This is a genomic window from Candidatus Amarolinea aalborgensis (genome assembly GCF_900491745.1).
Taxonomy (GTDB): Bacteria; Chloroflexota; Anaerolineae; order SSC4; family Amarolineaceae; genus Amarolinea; species Amarolinea aalborgensis.
On record NZ_UETR01000003.1, the window covers coordinates 248,642 to 274,610 of the forward strand.

The 25,969-nt window shown below is 62.3% G+C and carries 23 protein-coding genes; all 23 read left to right on the plus strand.

Annotated features, from left to right (window positions below; translation table 11 throughout):
- Positions 1-108 precede the first annotated feature (108 nt).
- Positions 109-2,076, plus strand: a complete 1,968-nt coding sequence (locus ACPQ6D_RS05795) for a beta strand repeat-containing protein (protein ID WP_423223351.1) — start codon at positions 109-111, stop codon at positions 2,074-2,076.
- A gap of 243 nt (positions 2,077-2,319) precedes the next feature.
- Positions 2,320-3,561 carry a GAF domain-containing sensor histidine kinase gene (locus ACPQ6D_RS05800; protein ID WP_423223352.1) on the plus strand — a complete coding sequence of 414 codons (1,242 nt, stop codon included), beginning with the start codon at positions 2,320-2,322 and terminating at the stop codon, positions 3,559-3,561.
- The gene (locus tag ACPQ6D_RS05805) at positions 3,558-4,247 is read left to right on the plus strand and encodes a response regulator (RefSeq protein WP_423223353.1); all 690 of its coding nucleotides are present in this window, start codon (positions 3,558-3,560) and stop codon (positions 4,245-4,247) included. Before ACPQ6D_RS05800 ends, ACPQ6D_RS05805 begins: the two co-directional genes overlap by 4 nt.
- Before the next feature lie 220 nt (positions 4,248-4,467).
- Positions 4,468-4,731: a GlsB/YeaQ/YmgE family stress response membrane protein gene (locus ACPQ6D_RS05810; RefSeq protein WP_423223354.1), complete on the plus strand. Its 264-nt coding sequence runs from the start codon at positions 4,468-4,470 to the stop codon at positions 4,729-4,731.
- Between the two features lie 53 nt (positions 4,732-4,784).
- Entirely contained in the window at positions 4,785-5,081 is a 297-nt protein-coding gene (locus tag ACPQ6D_RS05815; RefSeq protein WP_423223355.1) for a hypothetical protein, read from the plus strand.
- Positions 5,082-5,407: 326 nt separating this feature from the next.
- A complete protein-coding gene (locus tag ACPQ6D_RS05820; RefSeq protein WP_423223356.1) occupies positions 5,408-6,919 on the plus strand; it encodes a HEAT repeat domain-containing protein in 1,512 nt (503 codons plus the stop codon).
- An 83-nt stretch (positions 6,920-7,002) separates the two neighbouring features.
- Positions 7,003-7,632: a hypothetical protein gene (locus ACPQ6D_RS05825; RefSeq protein ID WP_423223357.1), complete on the plus strand. Its 630-nt coding sequence runs from the start codon at positions 7,003-7,005 to the stop codon at positions 7,630-7,632.
- Positions 7,633-7,665: 33 nt separating this feature from the next.
- Positions 7,666-9,159, plus strand: coding sequence for an RNB domain-containing ribonuclease (locus ACPQ6D_RS05830; protein WP_423223358.1), 1,494 nt, complete (start codon positions 7,666-7,668; stop codon positions 9,157-9,159).
- Between the two features lie 35 nt (positions 9,160-9,194).
- Entirely contained in the window at positions 9,195-11,792 is a 2,598-nt protein-coding gene (gene mgtA, locus ACPQ6D_RS05835; RefSeq protein ID WP_423223359.1) for a magnesium-translocating P-type ATPase, read from the plus strand.
- A 44-nt stretch (positions 11,793-11,836) separates the two neighbouring features.
- Entirely contained in the window at positions 11,837-13,111 is a 1,275-nt protein-coding gene (locus ACPQ6D_RS05840) for an AI-2E family transporter (RefSeq protein WP_423223360.1), read from the plus strand.
- The gene (locus ACPQ6D_RS05845; protein ID WP_423223361.1) at positions 13,108-14,340 is read left to right on the plus strand and encodes an AI-2E family transporter; all 1,233 of its coding nucleotides are present in this window, start codon (positions 13,108-13,110) and stop codon (positions 14,338-14,340) included. The genes ACPQ6D_RS05840 and ACPQ6D_RS05845 overlap by 4 nt, the downstream gene beginning before the upstream one ends.
- Positions 14,341-14,356: 16 nt before the next feature.
- Entirely contained in the window at positions 14,357-15,253 is an 897-nt protein-coding gene (locus ACPQ6D_RS05850) for a YihY/virulence factor BrkB family protein (RefSeq protein WP_423223362.1), read from the plus strand.
- A 177-nt stretch (positions 15,254-15,430) separates the two neighbouring features.
- Complete coding sequence (locus ACPQ6D_RS05855) at positions 15,431-15,835, plus strand: YtxH domain-containing protein (RefSeq protein ID WP_423223363.1); 405 nt, start codon at positions 15,431-15,433, stop codon at positions 15,833-15,835.
- Between the two features lie 43 nt (positions 15,836-15,878).
- Positions 15,879-17,264 carry an ice-binding family protein gene (locus ACPQ6D_RS05860; protein ID WP_423223364.1) on the plus strand — a complete coding sequence of 462 codons (1,386 nt, stop codon included), beginning with the start codon at positions 15,879-15,881 and terminating at the stop codon, positions 17,262-17,264.
- Between the two features lie 32 nt (positions 17,265-17,296).
- Entirely contained in the window at positions 17,297-17,863 is a 567-nt protein-coding gene (locus ACPQ6D_RS05865; RefSeq protein WP_423223365.1) for a hypothetical protein, read from the plus strand.
- Between the two features lie 13 nt (positions 17,864-17,876).
- Entirely contained in the window at positions 17,877-20,858 is a 2,982-nt protein-coding gene (locus ACPQ6D_RS05870) for a C25 family cysteine peptidase (protein WP_423223366.1), read from the plus strand.
- A 262-nt stretch (positions 20,859-21,120) separates the two neighbouring features.
- Positions 21,121-21,387, plus strand: coding sequence for a GlsB/YeaQ/YmgE family stress response membrane protein (locus tag ACPQ6D_RS05875; protein ID WP_423223367.1), 267 nt, complete (start codon positions 21,121-21,123; stop codon positions 21,385-21,387).
- Between the two features lie 34 nt (positions 21,388-21,421).
- Positions 21,422-21,955 carry a PRC-barrel domain-containing protein gene (locus ACPQ6D_RS05880; protein ID WP_423223368.1) on the plus strand — a complete coding sequence of 178 codons (534 nt, stop codon included), beginning with the start codon at positions 21,422-21,424 and terminating at the stop codon, positions 21,953-21,955.
- Between the two features lie 79 nt (positions 21,956-22,034).
- Positions 22,035-22,427, plus strand: coding sequence for a cupin domain-containing protein (locus ACPQ6D_RS05885; protein ID WP_423223369.1), 393 nt, complete (start codon positions 22,035-22,037; stop codon positions 22,425-22,427).
- Between the two features lie 109 nt (positions 22,428-22,536).
- Positions 22,537-23,226, plus strand: a complete 690-nt coding sequence (locus ACPQ6D_RS05890) for a response regulator (protein ID WP_423223370.1) — start codon at positions 22,537-22,539, stop codon at positions 23,224-23,226.
- A 209-nt stretch (positions 23,227-23,435) separates the two neighbouring features.
- Positions 23,436-23,906, plus strand: coding sequence for a YggT family protein (locus ACPQ6D_RS05895; RefSeq protein ID WP_423223371.1), 471 nt, complete (start codon positions 23,436-23,438; stop codon positions 23,904-23,906).
- Positions 23,907-23,952: 46 nt separating this feature from the next.
- Positions 23,953-24,492 carry a hypothetical protein gene (locus tag ACPQ6D_RS05900; protein ID WP_423223372.1) on the plus strand — a complete coding sequence of 180 codons (540 nt, stop codon included), beginning with the start codon at positions 23,953-23,955 and terminating at the stop codon, positions 24,490-24,492.
- 248 nt (positions 24,493-24,740) lie between these two features.
- Complete coding sequence (locus ACPQ6D_RS05905; protein ID WP_423223373.1) at positions 24,741-25,955, plus strand: MGDG synthase family glycosyltransferase; 1,215 nt, start codon at positions 24,741-24,743, stop codon at positions 25,953-25,955.
- Positions 25,956-25,969: the final 14 nt, after the last annotated feature.

The following is a 25,969-nucleotide window of genomic DNA, read 5'->3' on the forward strand; positions in this document are numbered from 1 at the left end:
TCAAAGGGGAGCACAGCATTCTCCTGGGTACTTGTACGCTATTTGCACAATACCCGGTTCTGCATATACTGCGCGCGGCAAGAAACCCACGACAGGAGGAGACACACCATGAAGGAAATCGAGCAAGGCGCACGGCAGCCGGACGCCCGGCAGGCCTGGCAGCAGGCCCTGGCCGAGGTCCCCGCAACCCCGGCTCTGAGCGGCGCGCTGCGGCGGCCCAGGGATGATCTGTTCAGGCGCTTCGCCGCCTGGTACGGCCGGCTGGGCAGCCGGCCGCGGGCCGAGCGGCGGCGCTGGCAGCGCCAGCTTGGCCTGAGCCTGGCCGGGATCGCGCTGCTGCTGGCCGTCAACGGCGCGCCGGCCGGCGCGATGGCTCCGGGGGCGACCATCAACGTTGATGGGGTCACATGCACGCTGACCGATGCCATTACCGCCGCCAATACCGACGCAGCCACAGGCGGCTGCACCGCCGGCAGCGGCGCAGACATCATCAACCTGCAGACGAACGTGACCCTGACGGCGGTGAACAACACGACCGACGGCAACAACGGCCTGCCGGTGATCGCCAGCGCGATCACCATCGAAGGCAACGGCAACACGATCAGCCGCAGCAGCGCAACTGCCTTTCGCATCCTGGCCGTGGCCGGCGGCGCCAACCTGACCCTGAACAGCGCCACGGTCAGCGGCGGGCTGGCCAGTGGGGGCGGCGGCATCTTGAACCGCGGCGCGCTGACGGTGCAGAACAGCACCCTCTCCGGCAACTTGGCCAGCAACGGCGGCGGCATCAGCAACTTGAGCACGCTGACGGTGCAGAACAGCACCCTCTCCGGCAACTCGGCCACCAGCACCGGCGGCGGCATCAGCATCAGCAACTTCAGCACGGTGACGGTCTCGAACAGCACCCTCTCCGGTAACTCGGCCACCTTCTACGGCGGCGGCATCCACAACCGCTACGGCACACTGACGGTGCAGAACAGCACCCTCTCCGGTAACTCGGCCAGGCGGGGCGGCGGCATCAGCAACTACGGCATCGCCAGCAGGGTGACGGTCTCGAACAGTACCGTCTCCGGCAACTCGGCCACCTACGTGGGCGGCGGCATCTATGCCGGCAGCGCGGCCACGGTGACGGTCTCGAACAGCACCCTCTCCGGCAATTCGGCCGGCATCAGCGGCGGCGGCGTCTTGAACAACGGCGTGTTGAGGGTGCAGAACAGCACCCTCTCCGGCAACTCGGCCGTCAACGGCGGCGGCATCTTTAACGGCAACCCTGGCGGCAGCGGGCTGACGGTCTCGAGCAGCATCGTAGCGGCGCAAACTGGGGGCAGTACAGATTGTGCTGGTTTCCTTGTCGCCTCCGGCGGCTACAACATCGAGAGCGCCACAACCTGCGGGTTTGCCGGCACGGGCGACCTGCAGAACCAGAACGCCGCAGCGCTGGCCCTGGGCGCGCTGGCTAACAACGGCGGGCCGACGCAGACGCGGGCCCTTGGCGCGGGAAGCGTGGCGATCGACCACATTCCGATCGGAACAAACGGCTGTGTCGCTGGGACGAGCACCGACCAGCGCGGACTGCCGCGCGCCGGCGGCGTGAACGCGGGCGGCTCAGCCTGCGACGTAGGCGCGTACGAATATGCATCAACGGCGCCGACTCCAACCCCAACACTGACGCCGACCGACACGCCGACGGCGACGCCAACCGACACCCCAACGGCCACGCCGACCGACACCCCAACGGCCACGCCGACCGATACACCCACGGCGACGCCAACCGACACCCCGACGGCCACCCCGACGGCGACGCCGACCGACACCCCAACGGCCACGCCGACCGATACGCCAACGGCCACGCCGACCCACACCCCGACAGCGACGCCCACGGCGACGCCAACCGACACCCCAACGGCCACGCCGACCGATACGCCAACGGCCACGCCGACCCCTGGCTCGCCGACCGGTGTTGAGTTGAGCAGCCTGGACAGCGGCTCGACGCGCAGCCCGGTGAGCGCCTGGCCGATGGTGGTCCTGGCGACGCTGACCGGCGCGGCAGCCCTCCTGCGCCGCCGCAACGCTCGCTAAACCAGCCAGGGTCCACCTGCTGACCAGATCAGATGTGGCCTCACCAGTTTGAATCAAGACGAGATAGACCGTGGCGGTCTATCTCGTTCTGCTTCGTGCGCAATCGTGGTCAAGGTGCGAAATATCGGCTCAGGCTCAATCAGCTTCGCCTCCCTGTGGCTCTGGACCGTCGTCGCCATCCGGATGATGCGTATGTTGAAGAATTATGCTGGATCGGGTACAATCAGCGCAGGAGATAGCACCATGCCCTACCAAATTTCTGATCCTGTGGACATTCCGCGCCTGCAGCAAATCCTGGATGGGTTACAGGTCGAGATTGACGAACGGGAGCGAGCGACCGCGGCGTTGGCGCGCAAGAACGCCGAACTCTATGACGCGCTGCAGCGGCGGCTGGCCGAGAGCGAGAGCTTCAACCGCGTCCTGGTGAGCTTGCTGCAGAAGACGGTCCTGGAACAGGTGCTGAACATCGTCTGCACCGAAGCCCAGGGCTTAGTGGGAGCGACGGGCAGCGCGGTCCTGCTGCTGACCGACCAGGCCTGGCTGGAGGTCAAGCACCGCCTGGGCAAGCCGTTGGCGGCGGTCGAACCGGTGCCGGTGGATGGCTCATTGGCGGGTCAAGTCGTGCGCCAGGGCGCGCCCGTGCTGCTGAATGATCCAGCTTCCTTCGAGCGGGTCCAGGTCTACCAGTGGCCTTCGGATCTCACGGCGCTGCTCGCTGTGCCCTTGCACGTCAATGGCGGGGTCATCGGCGTGCTCGACGTGGTGAATAAGGCGGGCGGCTTTACCGAGGACGATGTCCCGCTCATGTCCGTCTTTGCCAACCAGGCCGCGATGGCCATCGAGCACGCGCGGCTGCAAGAGCAGGCGGAGCAGTTGGCCGTGCTGGCAGAACGGCAGCGGTTAGCCCGTGAGCTGCACGACTCGGTCACCCAATCGCTCTACAGCGTGACCCTGTACGCCAACGCCGCAGCCCTGGCGCTGGCAGCCGGCAAGGTTGATGTCACGGCCGGTTATCTACAAGATCTGCAGGAGACCGCACAAGAGGGGATGCGCGACATGCGGCTCCTCATTTTCCAGCTGCACCCGCCGGTGCTCGAGACGGAAGGGCTGGTGGCCGCGCTGCAGCTGCGCCTGGCGGCGGTCGAGGGTCGCGCTGGGCTGCAAACTGAGTTCCACGTCGAGGGAGAGCGGCGGCTGCCCATTGCCATTGAAGGCGACCTCTATTGGATCGCGCAAGAGGCGCTCAATAATGTGCGCAAACATGCGGCGGCCCGGCATGTGGCCGTGCACCTCTACTTCACCGCGGCGACCACTTCCCTCGAGGTGGTGGATGACGGCGTGGGATTCGATCCGCAAGCGGTGCCGGTCGAGGGTCGGGGCGGCCTGCGCACGATCGCTGAACGCGCCGCGCGCGTCGGCGGAAGGTTGACGTATGAGAGCACACCAGGCGAGGGCACACGGGTGAAGGTTGAGGTGACCATATGACAGAAGAAAACGCTCGATTGGCAAAACCGAGCGTTCGTGTCTTGATTGTTGATGACCATGCGATCGTGCGCAAGGGCATTCGCGCGCTGCTCTCTGAAGCCGACGGCTTCGAGGTGGTGGGAGAAGCCGACACCGGGCAGGAAGCGGTGCTGCGCGCGCAGGAGACCCAGCCTGACGTTATCCTGATGGACCTGTTGATGCCGGGTATGGATGGCATCGAGGCCACGCGCCAGATTACCAGCCGTCAGCCACAGACGCGCATCCTCGTACTGACCAGCTTCTCCGCGGACAGTAAAGTTTTCCCCGCAATCAAAGCGGGCGCCCTAGGTTACTTACTCAAGGACTCCTCGCCTGAGGAACTCGTGCGGGCCATCCGCCAGGTGCATCGCGGCGAGCCATCGCTTCACCCAACCATCGCCCGCAAGCTCCTGCAAGAGATCGCGCGGCCGGTTGAGATGCAGCCGGCCCCGGAAGCGCTCACACCGCGCGAGATGATGGTGCTGCAATTGATTGCCCAGGGACTGAGCAACCAGGAGATTGCGGACCAGATCGCGGTCAGCGAGCCGACCGTGCGCACCCATGTGAGCCGTATCCTGGGCAAACTGCACCTGGCCAGCCGCACGCAGGCCGCGCTCTACGCCGTGCGGGAAGGATTGATGGACCCGACGACAGCGGAAGAGGCGTAGCCGCCGCCACGACGTTTCTCATGGAACGTCCACATCAAACCATGTACATCAAACGTACCAAGGGCTGCCTTCCCAGGCGGCCCTTTTTGCTGTGCAAAGTCAATCGTAATCGCAGACGACAAGACCCATCGCTTCCGATATACTACGGCCAGAAAGAAGAGCGATCCGCCAGGTTGCTGGCGGAGACAGCCTTCTCGTAGAATCAGGAAAGGGTTGGATCATGGGTATTCTTGCATGGATCGTCGTTGGTTTGATTGCTGGTTGGTTGGCCGGCCAGGTGATGCGCGGTGGGGGTTATGGCCTGATCGGCGACATCATCGTGGGCATTGTGGGCGCCTTGATCGGCGGCTTCCTGGCCTCAACGTTGTTGAAGATGCCAGATGCCGTCAACGGTATCAACGTTACCAGTATCCTCGTCGCTTTCATTGGCGCGGTGATCCTGATTGCCATTCTGCGGATGGTGCCCGGCGGCCGCAGACGTTAGTCAAAATTAGCCGGTGAATCTGCACTCTGCAGTTCACCAATCTGGAGGGAACTATGTCGAATAACACACAAAAGGCCAAGGATGCCGTTCAAGACGTGAAGAACACCGTCAAGGATGCTGCTCACGACGCCAAGGATAAACTCGAAGACACCGTACGCGACGCCAAGCACAAGGCTGAGGACATGGCGCACGACGCCAAGACCACGGTCGGGGACATGGCGCACGACGCTAAGGCCACGGTAGGGGACATAGCGCATGATGCCAAGACCACCGTCCAGGGCATCGCTCACAATGCCAAAAAGGACGTCAAGGCCGCAGCTAATCGCAGCAAGCGCAGAATCGGCCGCTAAGCAGCTCCCCGCCCAGGTTATGACGCCCGACGAGGCGACAGCGACCCCGCCCTGCTGCCTCGTCGGCCCGATGCCGCTGCCTTTCTGCTCAGGGGCCGTCCTATATGTGGTTTATCAATAGGAATGTACACGGGTCGTGCCAGTGAAGGACGCCCCGGGAGAGGGCAATTATCATGGTCGTACACAACACTTCGCCAGTCCCCAAGATGGGCGGGATGCCCACCAAGGCCCGCCATATAATCTTGATGCGGGTGATGTTCTGCCTCGCGCTTTGCGCCCTCATCGGCGGTCTCGCGCCGCTTGCAGCCGCTTCGTATCGTGATACGATGGCTTCGCCCCAGGCGAACACACCCGGCCCCGATGCGTCACAGGCCACCTATCGCGCCATCAGCCAGCGAGATGGCGCCACGCAGGTGCAGCGCAGCACCGACGCCGGCCGCACCTGGGCGGACGCGGGCATGGTCCCAGAGCGTGTCTTGCAGTTGGTGTCCAACCCTGTGAACGATAATGTCGTATTCGCTCGCACCGGCACAAACGTCTGGCGCAGCGAGACCGGCGGCGCCAACTGGACCAGTGTGGCTTCGCTGCCTGGCCGGCCGCTGGCGCTGACGATGACCGGCCATTCCGACCCATCGGGCGTGCTCTTCCTGGGGACTGATACCCAGGGCCTCTATACCAGCCTGGACAGTGGTCGAACCTGGCAAACGGCCGGCGGCCGGCTGTCCCAGGTAGGAGCCGGTTCACTCGCGATCAGCGCCCTGGCGGTCAGCCCCGGTGATGAGCAGGTCGTCTATGCCGCGGCAACCTTTAGCATGGCTACGCCTCAAGGCCTGCACAGCATTCAGCTCGCATTCATCAGCGTGGACGACGGCCGCCATTGGTTTGAAATGACGCCGGCGCAGCGCCTGGAGCATTCCATCACGCAGCTAACCCCGCTTGCTGGTCCGCTGCTCGCCGTTTTGATTCCAGGCGCCCTGGGAACTCAGGTGGTTGGTTTGGACGTAGGCCTCCCGTTCGCGGCCGGACTCTCTGCCTCCGACCCCAGTCTGCGCGCCGCGACTGCGCGCACCATCGGATTCTCTCGCAATCGCGCGCTGCTGCCCATCCTTCTCCTGCACCTGCGCGATCCTGACCTGTTTGCCGGCGACCAGGTGGCTGAGGCCATCGGCCGGCTGGGCGACGCGGCCGCTGCGCCGTTGCTCATGCCGCTCCTGTCTGACGCTGACGAGGCCATCCGCGGTCGCGCAGCCACGGCCCTGGGCTGGCTGCATCTTGAAGAAGCGATCCCGCCATTAGGCGCCATGCTGCGGCACGATGGGCCCTGGGCCGGCCGCCACGCGGCTGAGGCGCTGGCCGCCATCGGGACCCCGGCGGCGATGGCCGCGCTCACGGCGCCGCTTGCCGACCAACCGATGACGCCGGCGCGGCACGCGGCGATGGGCGCGCTGGAGAAGGCCGGCCAACCTGCCGTGACCGCGGTGGTGGCCGCCCTCAATGATTCGAGCGCGGTGGTGCGCACGAATGCCGCAGAAATGCTCGGTTGGCTCAAACCACCCAGCGCGGTGGCCGATCTGGCCCGTTTGCTCGCAGACCCGGACCCCGCGGTGCAAGCCCAGGCCGCCTGGGCTTTGAGTGAAATCAACACCGAGCCAGCGCGCCTGGCGCTCAATCCGGCGCCGGCTGCACTGCTGGTCGCGCCAGTCCCACCGGCCGCCGTCGTTATGCCGGCTGACGCCTGGACCCTGGCGGCGATGGTAGCCCTGCTGCTGCTTGGGCTGCTCGCCATCGTGCTGATTTGGAAGGGGCCGCGGCCGACATCGCACCTGGGGCATACGTGATCTGGCATTTTGATTCAGGCTTGCAGAACGAGCGCAGGAAATGTTGAACGCTGACCAGGGAGCGCAGGGGAGTGCCGAGTGACATGGGCATGTTGAAAGCAAGGCAGTCAGCCACGCAGTCGCAGTCCAAACCGAGAACCGCCCATTGGCCGTGGCTGGTGGTCGTGGTTCTCGTGCTGGCCGGCGTGGTGGTGCGAGAGACCGTCGTGCGCGCGAGCGGCGCCACGCCGGGCACGGCCGTGACGCGAGAAATCACCAACGCGCCGGCTCGGCTGACGCTGCGCGATGGCATTGCCGGGTATGAACTCGATTACCCGGCCGGCTGGCGTGTGGAAGAGAAGGAAGGCGGGCTGACGACCCTCTACTCCTACCCGGCCACGACGGAGGTGGGCGTGGTGCAGGCGCCGCAAAGCAAGATTGAGATTGCGCCCACACCCGACGTTTCTCCGGGAAGCCCCGCTGGCGTAACCACCCTGGCGCAGTTGGCTGCACAATTGATGCAGGCGCACGAAGGCGCGCCGCCCATCTTGCGCCAAATGGTTATCAACGGCATCCCTGCAGTGCGCGCCGACATCGTTACCTTCAGCGGCGAGCCCGCGCGCGTCATCCTGATCGTCCTGGACGGACAGGCCCTGCAGGCCGTCGGTTACGGCGATTTGGGCGCCTTCGATTCCATTATGTCAACGTTGCGACGGGCGCATCCCGTGGTATAATGAGACCAGAGTCTGAAGACTGGAGAAACTTCTATGCCAACAACATCACATTCGGATCAACAGCATCGTGTCATCTTGCAGAACATTGCCCAGCGCGCGATGCTGGAGCGAGGTTTACTGCCCGATTTTTCGGCCGCGGCGCTGGCCGAACTGGACAGGATTCAGGCGCCCGCAGACGTGCACGATGGGTCTGTTCGTGACCTGACGGACCTCTTGTGGGCTTCCATTGACAACGATGACTCCCGCGACCTGGATCAGCTGACTGTTGCTGAGACTCTCCCCGGCGGCAGCGTCAGGATCAGGGTGGCCGTGGCGGACGTGGACGCGCTGGTCAAGAATGGATCAGCCATTGACGAACACGCGCGCCACAACACGACTTCGGTCTACACAGCGGCCCAGATCTTCCCGATGCTGCCGGAAAGGCTTTCCACCGATCTTACCTCCCTGAATTTCGCTGAAGCGCGCCTGGCCGTAGTCGTGGAGATGGTGATCGGCGTGGACGGCTCCCTGCAAGGCTCGGACATTTACCGGGCGCGCGTCCGCAATCAGGCGAAGCTGGCCTACAACAGCGTGGCCGCCTGGCTGGATGGGCGCGGCGCGATCCCAGATGGACTTGCCGCCGTGAAAGGTCTGGCGGAGAATCTGCGCGTGCAGGATCGGATCGCCCAGAGTCTGAAGAATTTGCGGCACATCCACGGCGCGTTGAGTCTGGAAACCATCGAAGCGAAGCCGGTCTTCGACGGCGACCAAATCCGTGACCTGGAAGTCGAAGAGAAGAACCGCGCCAAGGAGATCATCGAGGATTTCATGATCGCAGCCAACGGCGTGACCGCGCGCTATCTCGCGGCCGCGAAATTCCCTTCCATCCGCCGTGTGGTGCGCATGCCCAAACGTTGGGACCGCATTGTGGAGCTGGCCCAGGAACACCAGTTCAGGCTGCCTGCGAATCCAGATTCAAAGGCGCTGGATGAGTTTCTGGTTAAGCAAAAAGCAGCCGATCCACTGCGCTTCCCTGACCTCTCTCTCGCCGTGATCAAACTGCTGGGCGCGGGCGAATATATCGCCGAGCTGCCCGGCGACGCCGCCCCAGGGCACTTTGGCCTCGCGGTCAAAGACTATGCCCATTCCACCGCGCCAAATCGCCGTTACACTGACCTGATCACGCAGCGCCTGTTGAAAGCCGCCGTCGCGGGCCGCGCGGCGCCATACAGCTTTGCGGAACTGGACGAGTTGGCGAAGCATGTCACCGCGGAAGAAGATGCCGCCAACAAGGTTGAACGACAGGTCGGCAAATCCGCGGTCGCGATCCTCCTGGAATCGAGGATCGGCGAGCAGTTCGACGCCATTGTCACGGGCGCGTCCGACAAAGGCACCTGGGCCAGGCTGCTCACCATCCCGGTGGAAGGCAGGGTGGCGCGCGGGTTCGAGGGCGTGGATGTAGGCGACCGGATTCGCGTGCAACTGATGTCAGTGGATGTTGAGCGCGGCTTTATTGATTTCAAGCGGGTGGGTTCATCACGACGTTGATACGGAAATAGTGAAGTCTGTTTCGGAGTTACCAGATGAAACCAATCAGCCTTCTTCCCGGAAAATCCCAGGCCCAACCATCTGGGACGATTGCAGCCCTGGCGGCCTATTGGACGCTTACCAGCGAGCAGCTTTTTGCCGCCCTGCACACCAGCCAGAATGGCATCCAGCAGACTGATGCGGAAGGCCGCATCAAACAATACGGGCTGAACGCGCTCAAGGCGCAGCGCCAAACCACCGCATTTTGGCTGCTGTTAAGCCAGTTCAAAAGCCCGCTCGTTCTGATCTTGATTTTCGCCGCGATTGTCTCCGCCTTTGTGGGCGAGTGGACCGACGCCATCATCGTGCTGGCCGTGGTCATCGGCAGCACGATGCTCGGTTTTGCGCAGGAGTACCGGGCCAGCAAAGCGGTTGAGCAACTGCGTTCGCAGGTGACCATCAAATCAAGCGTGTTGCGCGACGGCAAACCGCAGATGCTGCCCTCCGAGCAGGTGGTTCCAGGTGATGTGGTTCTGCTCTCCGCGGGCAGCCTGATTCCAGCCGATGGGGTTGTGCTGGAGGCCACCGACTTCTTTGTGAACCAGGCGGTGCTGACGGGCGAAACGTTCCCCGTGGAGAAATCCCCGGGCATTGTCCCGGCCAAAGCCAGCCTGGCCGAACGCACCAACAGCGTCTTCATGGGCACCAGCGTGCGCAGCGGCATGGCCCATGTTTTGATCGTGCAGACTGGCAAAGCCACCGTGTTTGGTCAGATTGCTGAACGGCTCAGCCTGCGCCCGGCGCAGACCGAGTTCGAACGCGGCGTCCAGAAATTCGGCTACCTGCTCACCCAGGTGATGCTCGTGATGGTGGTGCTTGTCCTGGCGATCAACATCTTCCTCGCCAAGCCGCCCATTGACTCGCTGCTCTTTGCGCTGGCGCTGGCCGTTGGCCTGGCGCCCGAACTCCTGCCCGCAATCATCAGCATCACCCTGGCGCACGGCGCGCAGCAGATGGCCAAACGCGGCGTGATCGTGCGCCGCCTCAACGCGATTGAAAACTTCGGCAGTATGGACGTGCTCTGCACCGACAAGACCGGCACGCTCACCGAAGGCGTCGTCCGCCTGGATGGCGCGCTCGACCCGGATGGGCAGCCATCCACCACCGTTCTGAACTACACCTATCTCAACTCCCAGTATCAGACCGGGATGGACAATCCACTGGACGACGCCGTCAGCGCCTACGCCCAACAAGCCGGGGCCAAGAGCGGCGCTGAGCAAAAGGTTGATGAAATCCCGTATGACTTTGTGCGCAAGTGTTTGAGCGTCGTCACGGCCAATGCCCAGGGCGAGCGCACCTTGATCACCAAAGGCGCGCTGGAAAACATCCTCAAAATCTGCACGCAGGTTCAGGCTGGAGATGGCAGCCATGCGTTGGATGAGAAAACGCTGGCCGCGATTGATGAGCACTACAGCGCATGGAGCGATAAGGGCTTCCGCGTGCTGGGCGTGGCCATCCGAAGCCTGGACGGCCAGGCCGCCTCCTATTCGAGCGCCGACGAAAAGGGAATGACCTTCATCGGTTTCCTGCTGTTTTTCGATCCGCCAAAGGCCGATGTGGAGCAAGCCATCGTTGATCTGGCGCAGCGCGGCGTAGATCTCAAGATCATCACGGGCGATAATGAGAAAGTAGCCCGGCATGTGGCCGAGGCTGTGCATCTGCCGATCACCGGCGTACTGACTGGACGCGCGCTGAACGACATGACCGACGAGGCGCTCTGGCACGCCGCCGAGCGCACCACGATTTTTGCCAGCGTGGATCCCAACCAGAAAGAGCGCATCATCCTGGCCCTGCGCAAGACCCAGCACGTAGTTGGTTACATGGGCGATGGCATCAACGATGCGCCGGCGCTGCACGCGGCCGATGTGGGCATCTCCGTGGACACGGCCGTGGATGTGGCCAAAGACGCCGCCGATTTTGTGCTGCTCAAGCAAGATTTGGACATTCTGCGCGAAGGAATTGACGTTGGCCGCGTAACGTTCGCCAACACGCTCAAGTACATACTGACGACCATCAGCGCCAACTTCGGCAATATGTTCAGCATGGCCGGAGCTTCGCTGTTCCTGCCGTTCCTGCCCCTGCTCGCATCGCAAATCCTGCTCAACAACTTTTTGTCGGACATTCCCGGCACCACCATCGCCAGCGACAACGTGGATCCGGAGTGGGTGGCGAAGCCGCGACGCTGGAATACCGTCTTCATACGCGACTACATGGTGCTCTTCGGCCTGGTCAGCTCGGTCTTCGATTTCCTGACCTTTGGCGTGCTCTTGTTCGTCTACCGCGCTTCGCCTGCGGAATTTCGCACCGGCTGGTTCATCGAGTCGCTGTTGACGGAATTGGTCATCGCGCTGGTCGTGCGCACACGCCGTGTGTTCTTCCGCAGCCGGCCGGGCAAGCTGCTGTTGGCGAGCACGCTGATCGTTATCGGTATCACCCTCGTGCTGCCGTATGTGCCCTTCAATTTCCTGTTTGGCTTCATTCCACTGCCGGCGCCGCTGATGCTGATGATGCTCGGTCTGACGGCGCTGTACGTCCTGGTCACTGAAATAGCCAAAAAGGTGTTCTACTCGCGGTTGGAAAATGCGATCGCCTGATTCGTCCAGGCGTGTCTTCGAAACTTACAAAAGGTAGGGAAAGTATGGCGCTCTATCCACCCTCGCAGCCGTATCACTGGACATTTCGCCGCGTCATGTGGGCGACGCTTGTTCTCGTCCTTGTCGTGCTTGGTTTTTGGCTGCTCTATCGGTTCAACCAGGTCATTTTTATCTTGTTCATCGCCATCGTGATGGGCACGGTGATCAGGCCGCTGGTGACCAGGTTGCACCAGCGGGGACTCCCCCGGATGGCAGGGGTCATTCTTGTCTCCCTCTTGCTGCTCGCCCTGCTCATCGGCTTCGTGCTGTTACTATTCCCGTTGATTGTCGAACAGGGTGCGACGATTGTGGCCGCGGCGCCGGGCTATTACCAAAACCTGCGTGCGTGGATGGCGCACTATCCCAATCAATTGATCGTGCGCCTCGGTGAGTTCCTCCCCGTCACACTGCCAGGCTTGACGCCGACGCCGCAAACGGGGCCGCAGATGCTGGCTTCTGCCAGTCACGCGTTGGGTTACGTCAGATCCGCGGCCAAGATCATTTTTACGGCCATCGTCATTCTGCTGCTGGCCTTTCACTGGACGCTGAATGGCCCGCGCACCATTCAGTCGCTGTTATTGTTGGTCCCCAAGAACCATCGCGAGAGCTTCAGCGAACTCGTGTCGGCCATGGAGAGCAAGGTGGGTTTCTACATCGCCGGCCAAGGCGTCCTTTGCCTGGTCATTGGCGTCATGGCGCTGATTGCCTACCTGATCATCGGCTTACCGAATGCCCTGGTGCTGGCGCTTGTGGCCGGCGTGCTGGAAGCTGTACCGATGGTGGGGCCGCTGCTTGGCGCCGTCCCTGCGGCGGTCATCGCTCTTTCCATCTCGCCTTCCAAGTTGATCTGGGTCATCGTCGCCACGATGATTATTCAGCAGTTGGAAAACAGCTTGCTGGTGCCGCGCGTCATGCGCAGAGCCGTAGGGGTCAATCCGTTCGTTTCCTTGCTGGCATTCTTTGCCTTTAGCTCTCTGCTCGGCATCGCCGGCGCACTGATGGCGATTCCCATGGCTGCCATTCTGCAGCTCTTGCTCGATCGCTTCGTGTTTCATCCCACCGCGATGGAGCCGGAGGTTACGGCTGGCCGTGATTATGCCAGCCGGCTGCGCTATGAAGCGCAAGACCTGGCTCAAGACCTGCGCAAGCAGGCGCGGCTGCAGAAGGGGGGCACGGACCTCAGAGTCAAGCAGATTGATCAGGTGATGGACGAGATTGAAACCATTACAACCGATCTTGATGCGCTGCTGGCGCAGGTTCGACCTGTAGGTGCAACATGACGAAGCAATTGGTAGGGTTCGGCGTGGCGGTGATGACCACGCTGCTGGCGCTCGTGGTGCTCTGGCAATTCCGCGGCGTCGTCGTTTACGTGTTGATCTCGCTGACGCTGGCGGCCGTGCTGCGCCCATTGGTTCAGCGCCTGGTCGGGCGAGGCCTGGCTGCGCGCGCAGCCTGGATTCTGCTCTACCTGGCGGCCGTGGGCGGTTTCGGTTTCCTGCTCTTCCTCACCGGCGAGGCCGCCATCAATGAGATTCGGCTGTTGGCCCATACGGTGTCGGTGCAGGATGAGTGGAAGCTGCCGGTGTGGCTGGCCGGCAGCACATTCCAACCGACGCTCGCCGCCGCGTTGCCCGCGCCGAGTAAGCTCTTCGAGGCGCTGACAGGCAGCCAAGGCCAGCTGGTGCTTCCGGCCATATTCGGCTTTTCGCAGAACATTGGCAATGTCGTCAGCGGCGTACTCGTGATTCTGTTCTTGAGCCTCTATTGGACCATCAATCAGGTTCATTTTGAACGACTCTGGCTCTCGTTGCTCCCATCGGGCCAACGCACAGAGGCGCGCAGTATTTGGCGGACGATCGAGCGCGACATCGGCGCTTATCTGCGCAGCGAGATCATCCAGAGCCTCCTGGCCGGACTGCTGTTGGCTTTCGGCTATTGGCTGCTCGGATCTCCATACCCAGCGCTCTTGGCGGTGGCTGGCGCCCTGTTATGCCTGATACCCGTGGTTGGAATCGCTCTGTCGGTCGTCACCGTACTCCTGGTTGGGCTGTTGACCAGTGTACAGCTCACCGTGCTGACGGCGCTCTATGCGCTCGTCGTCCTGATTGCTTTGGGGGCAATGGTCAAGCCACGGCTTTTCAATCGCCGATGGGATAATCCCATTCTGACCGTCGTGCTGCTCATTGCCCTGGCGGACGTTTTTGGCTTTGTCGGCATCATCGTCGCTCCGCCTTTGTCTGTTGTCTGCCAGATCCTGTGGAACCGTCTGGTCAGCCGCCGTGCGGCTTCAGGGGCGGCGGCCCAGGTTTCAGACCTCAGAGAACGGGAAGCGCGCCTTCGGGCCGCCATCGAAGCCATGCAGGATCCTCCGCCCCCTTTGGTGACCAGCAGCATGGAGCGGCTAACCCATCTGCTGGTGAAAGCCGAACCCATTTTGCAGGCGGCTTTGCCGGCTGAGTCTCCCAATCTACTGCTGCCCCTTGCGCACCCGCCCGAGCCGAAAGCCTGAAATGGCCGCGCCCAAAATGCCGAGAGGCCTGGCGCGGCTGCAGCAGCAGGGCATCCGCCGCGCCCACCGGTTGGATGAGCGGACGCACGGTTGGTTAGGGATATTGACGCGCGCGGCCAGCGAATCGCTCAAGCCCGATTCGGCGATTACGGCTGCGGCGATTGCCTACTTTGCCCTCTTCTCCCTATTTCCCCTCACCCTTCTGAGTATTTCGATTGCCAGCTTCACGCTGGGCCCGCTGATGGACCAGCACCTCGTCATACGAAAGCTCGAGTTCATCACACCTGCCCTCGGCCAGTTGGTCGGCCCGAACATTGACCAAATCATTCGGGCGCGCGGCCCAGTGACCGGCATCGCGTTGGTTGGTCTGATCTGGTCGGCCTCGACCGTTTTTTACACGCTTACCCAGACCTTGAATCAAATTTGGGGCAATAAACAAAGTCGCTCGATTTGGAAACGACGCGGCCTGGCCATCCTCTTTGTCCTCGCCTTCGTTGGCCCCGCGCTCTTCCTGGCTTCGTTCGCCAGCAGCATGCTTGCCAGCCTCCGCACGCTGCTGCCAAACCAGGTCATTCCGATCGGGGCCGGCATCAGCCTGGCGTTGGCTATCTTGCTCGATGTGGTCTTGTTCATGGTGCTTTACATCATGCTTCCCCATGCGGCTGCCACCTGGCGCGAGATTCTGCCCGGGGCAATCGGGGCCGGCCTGCTCTGGGAAGTGGCCAAGAAAACCTTCTTGCTCTTCGTTTCCACCTACATCTCTGTTTCGAACCTGGTTTATGGTTCCGTGGCAGCCATTGTCGCGATCCTGACCTGGGCCTATGTGAGCAGCGTGATCTTTCTTTTTGGCGCCTACGTGAGCGTCTCCTATTACCAGCGCCAGCAGCAGCGCCCAGAAGGGGACAAACCGTAATCTTACGCCCGCGCCGGAGATACATCGAACAGCATACAACAAAAGTTGCACAAGCCGCCCTGTGGGCGGCTTTTATGCGACGAAAAGCCTGGCGTTTGCGCTGACGCCAGAACGGCGCGCTTCTGCTATGCTATGCGCGGAAGAAATGACGACGAATAATCACACAGGAGAAGCAACATGGACAACCATAACCACAATGTCGAAACAGAAAACCCCAATCACGATGTCGAAGATGAGAACAATGTCCGAGAGCCATGGAACTTTTGGATCGGCTTGCTGGTCGGCTTGCTGACCGGCGGCCTGGCAGGCGCAGTGGCGGCGCTGCTGTTGGCGCCCCAATCAGGGAAGAGAACGCGGACGAAGCTCCTGCGACAGGGCGATGAACTGCGCCAGCAGGCGGCCGAAACCGTAGAAGACGCGATGGCGCAAGCCCGCACCAATGTTCGCCATGCCCAGCGCGATGTACGCAAGCAGGCAGCCGAGCTGGAGCAGCGCGGTCAAGCCATACTCGACGAGCAAAAAGACAATCTGGCTACCATCGTCGAGGCCGGGAAAAACGCGCTGCAAGGTAACCGGGCCTAAATGGGTCGTCTTATCGTTTCGTTTCACCGAGGAGGTATCAATCATGCTTAAGCCCATTCGTTTGGCAGTGGTCCTGCTCGTTGGGATCACGCTTCTGACTGCAACGGGCAGCCCCTTGTCTCAGATGGCCGCGGCTGCGCGTCCATCGGGTACCTCACCGATACTCGTGGCGGCGGAGAGTTACTCGGTTTTGGGTTACTCGACCGTGACCAATACTGGCCTCACCACGGTGACCGGAGATCTCGGTGTCTATCCAGGCTCCGCAGTAACTGGCTTCCCTCCGGGAACCATCGTCCCCCCGGGCATGATCCATGCCGCTGATGGGCACGCGGCTGCGGCTCAGCTCGATAACAGCGCGGCATTCGGCTTTCTGGACCAGCCGTGCGATTTCACCTATCCCAGTGGGCAGAACTTAGCCGATCTCTCCCCACTCGTGCCGGGCGTCTACTGCGCTCTCGGCTCCTTTGAACTGACTGGCAATCTAACCCTCACAGGATCCGCTGGCGTCTGGATTTTCAAATCCAGTTCAACGCTCACGACGGCGTCTGGTTCCTCTGTGACCGGCGGCGACCCCTGCAATGTCTGGTGGAGGGTCGGCAGTTCCGCCACGCTGGGCACCGCCTCTGAGTTCAGAGGAAACATCCTTGCGTTCGCGTCCATCACGCTGACGAGCGGCGCGAACCTGAACGGGCGAGCACTGGCGCAAAATGGCGCGGTGACGTTGGACACCAACAACACCTACCTGAGTTGTCCCGTGGCCCCGACGGCAACCGTGACCGCTACCTCTACGGGGACGCCCACGCCCACGGCGACGGCCACCCATACGCCCACGGCGACGACCACCCGTACGCCCACGGCAACGGCCACCCGTACGCCCACAGCGACGGCCACCCGTACGCCCACGGCAACGGCAACACTCACCCAGACGGGTACACCCACGATAACCGCAACGGCAACTGTTACGGGCGCCCCGACCAACACGCCCACACCAACTGCGACCATGACCTGGACGGCCACGCCCACGCTCACGGCGACGCCAACTTCTACGAGCACGCCGACCCCAACCAACACGCCGCCGCCCACAGCCGTGGAACTGCTCTATTTCATGGTGAGCTGGGATGGACAGACCGTTGTCCTGAATTGGGCCACCGCAGCGGAAATTGACAACTATGGCTTCAATCTGTACCGCGCGCCCGTAGACGATTTCTCGCTGGCTCAACGGATCCACTTCGAGCCGTCGGCCATCCAGGGCGGCGCTGGCTCCGGCGCGACCTATCGCTATCCCGACATGCCTCCGGTTCAAGGCACATGGTGGTACTGGCTGGCCGACGTTGACACCCAGGGCGCCGAGACGGTCTACGCCCCATCCATCGCCATCGCCCTGCAGTTCCGGACCCAGATCTATCTGCCCTGGATTGGGAAGCGTTAGCCGCAGCTGTGCTCTGCCTGAAGGAGGATTCCATGAACCGCCATACGCTTGTCTACCTTGTCATGAGTCTGTTCATTGGCCTGACAACGGTTTCGTTGCTCTTCGACGCCCTGCCGCTCGCCCAGGCTGACGCCTCGCTGGCGCCCGTCGGCCTGACCGAAACCTTTACGCCGACCGACACGCCGATTACGCCAGCGCCAACCGAGACGCCAACAATGACGCCAGCGCCAACAGAGACGCCAACGATGACGCCGGCCCCGACAGAGACGCCCACGATGACGCCAGCGCCGACAGAGACGCCCACGATGACGCCAGCGCCGACAGAGACGCCGACAATGACGCCGGCGCCAACACAGACGCCGACGATGACGGGCACGCCGATACCAACAAGCACGCCGGGCCAGGCGCCGACAAACACCCCAGCCCCGTCGCCTACCGGCACGCCGACGGCCTTTGTTGGTTTGCCCGTCACCGGCGCTGCTGCTCCCCAGGGCGAAGCGTTTCCCTGGCTCCTGATGTGGGCCGCGGCGGCGGTTGGCAGCCTCGGCCTTCTGGCCTTTGGCCTGAGTAACCGGGCGCGCCGCCCCACGCGGCGCTAGGGTCACACCAGGCATGTTCCGCATCCGCCGGTGGGTCGTCACCCTGCTGGTTTTGGCGCTGACGTCTGGAAGTGCGGGCGACCTGGCACATGCCTCGTCGCCCGCACCCATGTTCCAGGCATCCTCCCCCGTGGTGAACGCCCTGGCGGACGGATTGAGCCTGGAATGGCGCGCGGCCCTGCCTGACCTCAGCCGCGGCGCCGACGGAACCGTTTCGGTCAACATCTCCGGTTATGCCCAAACCGATACGCCCGGCGCGCCGCTGCTGCCGCTGACCTCTGTGCTTGTGGCCCTGCCCCCAGGCGCGCGCCCCGCATTCCAAATCATCCAGGCAGAAGCAACCGATCTGCTTCTGCCCGGCCCAGTGGCGTTGGCGCCGCGTCCGGCAGGCGTTCGACGTGACGCAGACGGTCAGGTCATCGGCGGCGCCTTTACCGCCAACACAGGTGCGTTGGCTGATGAGGTTGACGCGCTCCCGCTCTCAGAAGGGCGCTCCGAACCAGGCGATGGTCCTATCACGCTGACCCTGCTTGGCGCCTTGCGCGGCGTGTCCATTGCCCGGCTCACCTTTTTTCCAGCGCGCCCCGCAGCGAATCAACTGCGCGCCACGACACACATTCACGTTGTGCTCAGATTCAATGCCAATGCTGCTGAAGACCAGGGTTCGTGGCCGCGCTCTTCTATGTCCGCGCCAGCGGATCCGCTCCTGGCAGTCTTGAGGCGCTCTGTGATCAATCCAGAGCAAGTCCAGCCTTCCCCATTACCTTCCATCCCCGCTCCGATCCCGAGGCAGACCGGGCCGCCGCGCGCGATCATCTCCGTGGCGCAGCCCGGCCTCGTTGCCATTTCCTACGCCAGCCTGGCTGCGATCGGTTTTCCCCTCGTGGGCCATGACCCGCAGTTTTTACATCTCACCCGCGCAGGGGCCGAAATTGCTATGCAGTGGGACGGCGACGGGGATGCGGTTTTCGAAGCGGATGAGCGGCTGCTGTTTTTTGCTGACCCCCGCTTCAGCCGGTGGACGACCGCCGATGTTTACTACCTCACGGTCGGCGATCAACCCGGCCTGCGCATGGCGAGCCGGCCGGCCAATCCCGCGCCGCGGCCCACCGGAACCGCCTGGCTCACGCAGACGATCGAAATCAACGCGCTTTATACGCCAACCTGCTATTGCGGGCGTCTGTCGCCGGGGCGCGACGGCGATCGCTGGGCGTGGGATGATGTGCGCCAGCCCGATCGCGGCCACCCCGTCTATCCCTTTGGCGCGCTGCCTGCCCTGGATGCGACGCAGCCCGCGACCGTCACCCTCTGGCTCATGAGCTACACCGACCTCCCCAACCTGGCGCCGGATCACCGCGTGGACGTTGCTCTCAACGGGTTTGATCTGGGCCGCATCGCCTGGGATGGTCGGCAAGCCATCACGGCCACGCTGGCTGTGGCGCCGGGCGTGCTGGACGCGGCCAACAACGTCCTCAGCCTGCATCTGCCTGGGGTGGGCAGCATGGTCGAAGGGATGTGGCTCGATGGGTTCGCGCTGCGCTACGCGCGGGGAAATAGCTCCACGGGCGCTTCGGTTCTCTTCGCGGGGGCTGGCGAGCCGCGCACGTACAGCCTGGGGCTGGCCTCGACCGTCGGCCTGCGCGGCTACGATGTGACGCGCCCGGAAAACCCGGTGAGCCTGCTTGGGATCGCGCCAGCTTCCATCAGGGTGACCGATCCCGCTGGCGGCGGCGTCCACCGTTACCTGCTGACCTCGGCGGCGGCGATTCAGCCGCCGGCAGCCATGCGTCTTGCCGTAGAGTTGCAGCCAGGGCGCGGAGCCGATTATCTGATCCTTTCCTCCTCCCTTTTCATGCCGGCATTGACCGATTTGATTGCGCTGCGGCAGAGCCAGGGTTTGCTGGTGGCCGTCGAAAACCTGCAGGCGATTTACGATGCCTTCGATGGCCGCCCCACGCCCGCGGCGATTCACGCCTACCTGCAAAACGCCTACCAGACGTGGAACCCGCGGCCGGCGTACGTGTTGCTCGTGGGCGACGGGTCGTTCGACCCCAAACTCTATCGCGCCGATTCAAAAGCAACATTCTTGCCGCCTTACCTGGCTGACGTGGATCCGTGGATGGGCGAGACCGCGGCCGACAACCGCTATGCGCTGCTCGACGGCGACGGCGACATCTTGCCCGACCTGCTCGTGGGCCGTCTGCCGGTCAATACGCTGGCAGAAGCGCAAATCGTCGTGGACAAGATCGTGCGTTATGAAACCGATCCAATGCCCGGCGGATGGAACAGCCACGTTGTCTTCGTCGCGGATGACGCGGACGACGCCGGGGACTTTGCCGCCGACGCCGACCAGTTGGCTGCAGCGTTCGTGCAAGCGCCATTCACCCCCCACCCGATTTACTATACGCCGCCAACCATGACCGTTGCGGATACGCGTCAGTCCATCCTCACGCGTTGGAACGGAGGCGCGGGGCTGATCTTGTACAATGGGCACTCGTCGGTGCGCCAGTGGGCCGCCGAGCGCCTTTTTCACCGCGACGATGTCCCTGCGCTGCACAACGCCCGCCGATGGCCCGTCGTCCTGGAAATGACCTGCTTCACCGGGCGGTTTCACGAGCCGGGCGGCGCAACCCTGGATGAAACCCTGCTGCGCGCCGCAGACGGCGGCGCGGTGGCTGTCTGGGGTGCGACCGGTTTGGGCGTCGCCACCGGCCACCAATCCTTGGCGCAGGGTTTCCTGGCCTCGACTCTGCAAGGCCATGAAGGGACCATCGGCGTGGGAACATTGGCTGGCAAGCTGGAATTGGTGGCGAGCGGTTCGAGCGCGCTGGACCTGGTAGACACCTTCACCCTGCTGGGCGACCCAGCGACGAACCTGAACCTGACTCTCGTCCCCTGGGCCAACAACGCTTATTTTCCGGTTATTCGTCTGAATCTGGCGCCCCGCATCAGCCAGGCGTATCTTCCGGTTATCCATGCTGCCAGCATGAATTGATTTCACTTTCCCGCCCCAGGAAAGGCGAACCATCATGCAGGAGTCCAAAAATGAAAGCTGCGCCCGCTCGAAATCTACGCTGAACATCGTACACCAAAAGTTGCGCGGGCTGCTTTCGGGGTCTGCCCTTTTGCGACGAAAAATCTGGCGTTTGCGCTGATGACAACGCGACGCCCCTCTGCTATGCTATGACGCAAGGAAGAGCATTCTTCCAGAGCGTTGACGGCGAGAGCTGTCTCTGAAAAAAAGGAAGGGTAGAACCATGGGTATTCTTGCATGGATCGTCGTTGGGTTGATTGCTGGCTGGTTGGCCAGCCGAGTGATGAAGGGTCGCGGCTCCGGCCTGGTCGGCGACCTGGTGCTGGGGGTGGTAGGCGCCCTGTTGGGCGGCCTCATCGCGTCGACGCTGCTCAATATGCCGAATCCTGTGAACGGCATCAACGTCCCCAGTATTCTCGTGGCCTTCCTCGGCGCGGTAATCCTCATCGCCATCCTGAGGGCCGTTTCCGGTCGCCGCAGGCTGTTTTAAGTTTGACACTCAAGTTGAATCGGGAGGTTGAAACATGGCGCGCTACGAATTTGTGAAGGGCTTGCCTGTCATCACGATGGCAGAGGGCAAGCAAATTGGTAAGGTTGACGACCTGGTCGTTGATGCTGAGCGCAAGGCGGTCAGGTGGCTGCGCATTCGCAGCGGTGGGATCGGGATACTCGGCGGGGAGCGGCTGTGGGTATCGGCCGACGCCGTGCATGGGGTCGGCGAAGATGCCATTACGATCAACGCCGAAGCCGACGCTCGAACTCCTGCCGATGCGCCCGAAGCCCTCGCTTTGGTCAAAGCCAAGCGTGAGGTCATTGGCAACAAAGTGATGACTGAGAATGGGGAACGCTTGGGCGAGGTGCGTGACTACGAGTTTGACTCAGGTACTTTCGCCTTGACCTCTCTGTCTGTCCCGCCAGGCATGAACGTTGTTGGCGAGATTCTGACCATCCCAGGCGACAAGGTGCTTGCCATCGGGGAAGACTCCATTGTTGTCGCAGGGGACTCGGTGAAGCGGTTGCAGGGGACCGCAGACCTCGTGAACCAGCCGTCCGTCTGAGCGCAGACGGACGCTGCAATTGCGGCCGGCAACGCGCCGGTTCTGAACCTATGGCGCACGTTGAGGAAAGGGAAACATCATGAAAGGCTTTGTGCAAGACATCGAGAGCCTCGCCGTCAAGAATGACGATTTTCGCCGGGTGCTGTACACGGCAAAGCACTGCCAGCTCGTTCTTATGGCGTTGAAACCCAAAGAAGAGATCGGGGCGGAAGTCCACACGCTCGACCAGTTCTTTCGCGTGGAGGAGGGGACCGGCGAGGCAATTCTCGATGGCGTTCGGAATGCGATCGGAGCGGGCTACGCCGTGCTTGTTCCGGCGGGAGCGCATCACAACATCATCAATACCGGCAGTGTTCCACTGAAGCTCTATACGCTCTATGCGCCGCCGAATCATCGAGATGGCGTCGTCAACCCAACCCGCGCCGATGCAGAGGCCGACGACGAACAGTTCGAGGGCGAAACGACAGAATAGAGAGATTAACGGCAATCGGTTGAGTGGAATGAGAAAGTCTCGAATAATCACACTGGAACATGACTGAAAATACGCCGGGCTAAGACAGGCGAGCGAAGAAGATGACGCGATGGCAAAAAAAACTATTCAGTTCATAGAATCAAGCGTTCGCGTCTTGATTGTTGATGACCATGCCATCGTGCGCAAGGGTATTCGCGCGCTGCTTTCTGAAGCCGGCGGCTTCGAGGTGGTGGCTGAAGCGGACAACGGCCAGGCAGCCGTGCTGCGTGCGCAGGAGAGCCAACCCGATGTCATCCTCATGGACCTGCTGATGCCAGGCATGGATGGCATCGAGGCGACGCGGCGGATCATCAGCCACCAGCCACAGGCGCGCATCCTCGTGCTGACCAGCTTTGCAGCCGACAACAAGGTCTTCCCCGCCATCAAAGCCGGCGCTATGGGGTATCTACTCAAAGACTCTGCTCCGAGCGAACTCATACGGGCGATCCGCCAGGTGCATCACGGCGAGCCATCGCTCCATTCGACCATTGCCCGCAAGTTGTTGCAAGAGATTGTACACCTGGCCGATCTGCAGTCGGCGCCCGCTGCGCTCACCCTGCGCGAAGTCGTGGTGCTGCAGTTGATCGCCCAGGGCTTGAGCCACCAGGAGATTGCCGATCGGATCGCAGTCGCTGAGTCCAGGATACGCGCCTACGTGAACCGTATTCTTGCCAAACTGCACCTGGCCAGCCGCACCCAGGCTGCGCTGTACGCGGCGCGGGCAGAGTTGATGGATGAGGGCGAGACTGAAGAGGGGTAGCCGCATCTACCATGTTCTTCATGGAACCTGTCCACCAAACACCGTACATCAAACGTATCAAGGGCTGCCCGTGGGGGCTATGTTTCTGTTACGAAAAATGTGGCGTTTGCGCTGATGACAGGGTCGCCCTCTTATGATACACTATGTACATGAGGAACAGCGACCCGCCAAGGTTATGGGCGGAGATCGCCTTCTCTCTTGGAGGGTGCATGATGACAATTGGACAACGTGACGAGCAGGCCGCCGATGTTGGCCCCCTGAATGTAAGCACAGGCAGCACTGCCCGCACAACGGCGCAGCAGACGGAGACCTTCACCAGCGACCCGTACGCTGTGCGACGCGAGGGGACCCTCAGAGTCCAGAATGGCATTTATCTGCTTTTTGGAATTCTGGAGGGGCTGCTGGCTATCCGCTTCGTCTTGCCTCTACTGGGCGCGAACCCGGCCGCAGGCTTTGCGCAGTTCATCTACGGCGTCACGAAACCGTTCCTCGCCCCGTTCGTGGGGCTGTTTGGGACGACGCGCTTTGGGAACAGCGTGTTCGAGGTGAATCCACTGGTGGCGATCCTCGTCTACGCACTGATCGCGTGGGTGCTAGTGAAGGCGATAGGGCTGGTGATCGGCGATACGCGGCGTGGCGTGCGCACGACATCAAGCCAAATAGACACGCGTGTCAGATAGATCTGTTTGATAGGTAGTTCACGATTTCACCCATTTGGAGGAAAGTATGTTTACCCACATTAAGAATGCTGCTCAGGACGTGAAGGATAAGGTCGAGGATGTGGCTCACGACGTCATGGACAAGGTCGGGGACGCTGCTCACGCCGTGAAGGACAAGGTCGAAGATGTGGCTCACGCCGTCACTGGCAAAGCCGAGGACGCTGCTCACGACGCGAAGGGCAAAGTTGAGGACGCCGCTCACGATGTCAAGGGCAAGGTCGAGGACGCTGCTCACGATGCCAAGGGCAAAGTCGAAGACACCGCTCACGATGTCAAGGGCAAAGTCGAAGACGCTGCTCACGACGCCAAGGGCAAGGTCGAAGACGCTGCTCACGACGCCAAGGGCACGGTCACGGATGCTGCTCATGATGTCAAGGGCAAGGTCAAGGACGCTGCTCACGATGCCAAGGGCAAGGTGACGGATGCTGCTCACGATGTCAAGGGCAAGGTCACGGATAAGGCTCACGATGTCAAGGGCAAGGTAGAAGACGCTGCTCACGACGCGAAGAGCAAGGTCGAAGAGGCTGTTCAGGACGCGAAGAGCTGAGGGCAGTTGAGCGGTATCCTTCTACCATGAAAGTAACTATTCAGGCAGCGCGCCGTGGCAAGCGAGCGGCGGCACGCCCTTGCGGCCCGAATTCATTCGGCGGCTGCAGTCGGCGCAGGATGCCTGAATAGTTACCCATGAAAAACCATTCTATAGGCGGCGCGGCCAGCGGTCTTGCCGCTTATAGAATTGGGCCATCTGATGCCTTGCCCAAACGGGCGTGTGAGGCAAGAAGGAGGCTACGAACGATGGACGAAATCAAGCGCATCCTCATCTTGATGGCTGACGCAGGTTCCGGTCACCGCAGCGCAGCCGAGGCAATTGCAGAAGCCTTGAAGGAACTGCACGGCGCAGAATGCCTGGTGGAGATCGTCAATCCGTTGGATGATGCCCGCACGCCAGGTTTTTTGCGCGATAGCCAGACTGCTTATGACCAAATCGTGCAGCGCATGCCGGAGCTGTACAAGCTCGGCTATGACCTCAGCGACGCGCCCTTGCCCACGGCTGTCATGGAGAGCGCGCTGACGGTCGCCTTGTTCGACATCATGCGCGATCTGGTGCGCAGCCGCCGGCCGGATGCCATTGTGACGGTCTACCCAGACTATCTCGCGCCGCTTGGCGCGGTCTTCACCCTGGCCGGGCAGCACGTGCCCCTCATTACCGTGGTCACGGACCTGGTGACGGTGCACCGATTATGGTTCAACGACAGCAGTGATCTTTGCCTGGTGGCAACGCAGGACGCGTATGATCTTGCTGTCGGATCCGGTCTCGCGGCGGACAAGGTCAGGATCACCGGCATCCCGGTTAATCCCAAGTTATCAAGCGATGTACGCGCACCAGCGGCCATCCGCGCCGCTTTGGGCTGGCAGCCTGACGTGACGACCGTCCTGGCCGTCGGCGGCGCGCGCGTCTTGCACCTGGTGGAGACGCTGCACGCCCTGGATCAAGCCGGATTGCCGCTGCAAATGGCGGTGGTCAGCGGCGGCGACGACGAGGTCTATCGGCAGTTGTGCGACACAGACTGGCATACCCCGACCCATGTTTATGACTTTGCGGAGGATATGCCCAGCCTGCTGCGGGCAGCCGATGGCATCATCTGCAAGGCCGGTGGGCTGATCGTCTCCGAAGCGCTGGCCTGCGGGCTGCCGATCTTGCTGGTCAGCGTGATCGAGGGCCAGGAGACTGGCAATGCCGAGTATATCATCGCGGGCGGCGCCAGCGAACGCGCTGGCAGCCCAGCCGAAGCCCTGGAGATCATGCGCCGCTGGCTCGACAACGGCAGCGAGCTGCTGGCTGAGCGCGCCCGCAAGGCGCGCGGGCTGGGGCGTCCCCGTGCGGCGTATGACGTGGCCGAACAGGCGTGGGCTGCGGCTGTGCGCGGCCCTTATCCTTCTCCCGATAACGAAAAACTGCCCAGGCTGACCAGCCTGCTCAATCTATTCAACCTCCCCCGGGGAGACTGAACGGGAAGGAGAGC

What these genes read in the sequence shown, in the direction of transcription:
- ACPQ6D_RS05895 (WP_423223371.1), top strand. Translation starts at nt 23,436, where the DNA reads ATGATGACAATTGGACAACGTGACGAGCAGGCCGCCGATGTTGGCCCC.
- ACPQ6D_RS05815 (WP_423223355.1), top strand. Translation starts at nt 4,785, where the DNA reads ATGTCGAATAACACACAAAAGGCCAAGGATGCCGTTCAAGACGTGAAG.
- ACPQ6D_RS05870 (WP_423223366.1), top strand. Translation starts at nt 17,877, where the DNA reads ATGTTCCGCATCCGCCGGTGGGTCGTCACCCTGCTGGTTTTGGCGCTG.
- ACPQ6D_RS05905 (WP_423223373.1), top strand. Translation starts at nt 24,741, where the DNA reads ATGGACGAAATCAAGCGCATCCTCATCTTGATGGCTGACGCAGGTTCC.
- ACPQ6D_RS05830 (WP_423223358.1), top strand. Translation starts at nt 7,666, where the DNA reads ATGCCAACAACATCACATTCGGATCAACAGCATCGTGTCATCTTGCAG.
- ACPQ6D_RS05885 (WP_423223369.1), top strand. Translation starts at nt 22,035, where the DNA reads ATGAAAGGCTTTGTGCAAGACATCGAGAGCCTCGCCGTCAAGAATGAC.
- ACPQ6D_RS05865 (WP_423223365.1), top strand. Translation starts at nt 17,297, where the DNA reads ATGAACCGCCATACGCTTGTCTACCTTGTCATGAGTCTGTTCATTGGC.
- ACPQ6D_RS05800 (WP_423223352.1), top strand. Translation starts at nt 2,320, where the DNA reads ATGCCCTACCAAATTTCTGATCCTGTGGACATTCCGCGCCTGCAGCAA.
- ACPQ6D_RS05840 (WP_423223360.1), top strand. Translation starts at nt 11,837, where the DNA reads ATGGCGCTCTATCCACCCTCGCAGCCGTATCACTGGACATTTCGCCGC.
- ACPQ6D_RS05860 (WP_423223364.1), top strand. Translation starts at nt 15,879, where the DNA reads ATGCTTAAGCCCATTCGTTTGGCAGTGGTCCTGCTCGTTGGGATCACG.
- ACPQ6D_RS05820 (WP_423223356.1), top strand. Translation starts at nt 5,408, where the DNA reads ATGGCTTCGCCCCAGGCGAACACACCCGGCCCCGATGCGTCACAGGCC.
- ACPQ6D_RS05880 (WP_423223368.1), top strand. Translation starts at nt 21,422, where the DNA reads ATGGCGCGCTACGAATTTGTGAAGGGCTTGCCTGTCATCACGATGGCA.
- ACPQ6D_RS05845 (WP_423223361.1), top strand. Translation starts at nt 13,108, where the DNA reads ATGACGAAGCAATTGGTAGGGTTCGGCGTGGCGGTGATGACCACGCTG.
- ACPQ6D_RS05825 (WP_423223357.1), top strand. Translation starts at nt 7,003, where the DNA reads ATGGGCATGTTGAAAGCAAGGCAGTCAGCCACGCAGTCGCAGTCCAAA.
- ACPQ6D_RS05900 (WP_423223372.1), top strand. Translation starts at nt 23,953, where the DNA reads ATGTTTACCCACATTAAGAATGCTGCTCAGGACGTGAAGGATAAGGTC.
- mgtA (WP_423223359.1), top strand. Translation starts at nt 9,195, where the DNA reads ATGAAACCAATCAGCCTTCTTCCCGGAAAATCCCAGGCCCAACCATCT.
- ACPQ6D_RS05805 (WP_423223353.1), top strand. Translation starts at nt 3,558, where the DNA reads ATGACAGAAGAAAACGCTCGATTGGCAAAACCGAGCGTTCGTGTCTTG.
- ACPQ6D_RS05855 (WP_423223363.1), top strand. Translation starts at nt 15,431, where the DNA reads ATGGACAACCATAACCACAATGTCGAAACAGAAAACCCCAATCACGAT.
- ACPQ6D_RS05890 (WP_423223370.1), top strand. Translation starts at nt 22,537, where the DNA reads ATGGCAAAAAAAACTATTCAGTTCATAGAATCAAGCGTTCGCGTCTTG.
- ACPQ6D_RS05875 (WP_423223367.1), top strand. Translation starts at nt 21,121, where the DNA reads ATGGGTATTCTTGCATGGATCGTCGTTGGGTTGATTGCTGGCTGGTTG.
- ACPQ6D_RS05795 (WP_423223351.1), top strand. Translation starts at nt 109, where the DNA reads ATGAAGGAAATCGAGCAAGGCGCACGGCAGCCGGACGCCCGGCAGGCC.
- ACPQ6D_RS05850 (WP_423223362.1), top strand. Translation starts at nt 14,357, where the DNA reads ATGCCGAGAGGCCTGGCGCGGCTGCAGCAGCAGGGCATCCGCCGCGCC.
- ACPQ6D_RS05810 (WP_423223354.1), top strand. Translation starts at nt 4,468, where the DNA reads ATGGGTATTCTTGCATGGATCGTCGTTGGTTTGATTGCTGGTTGGTTG.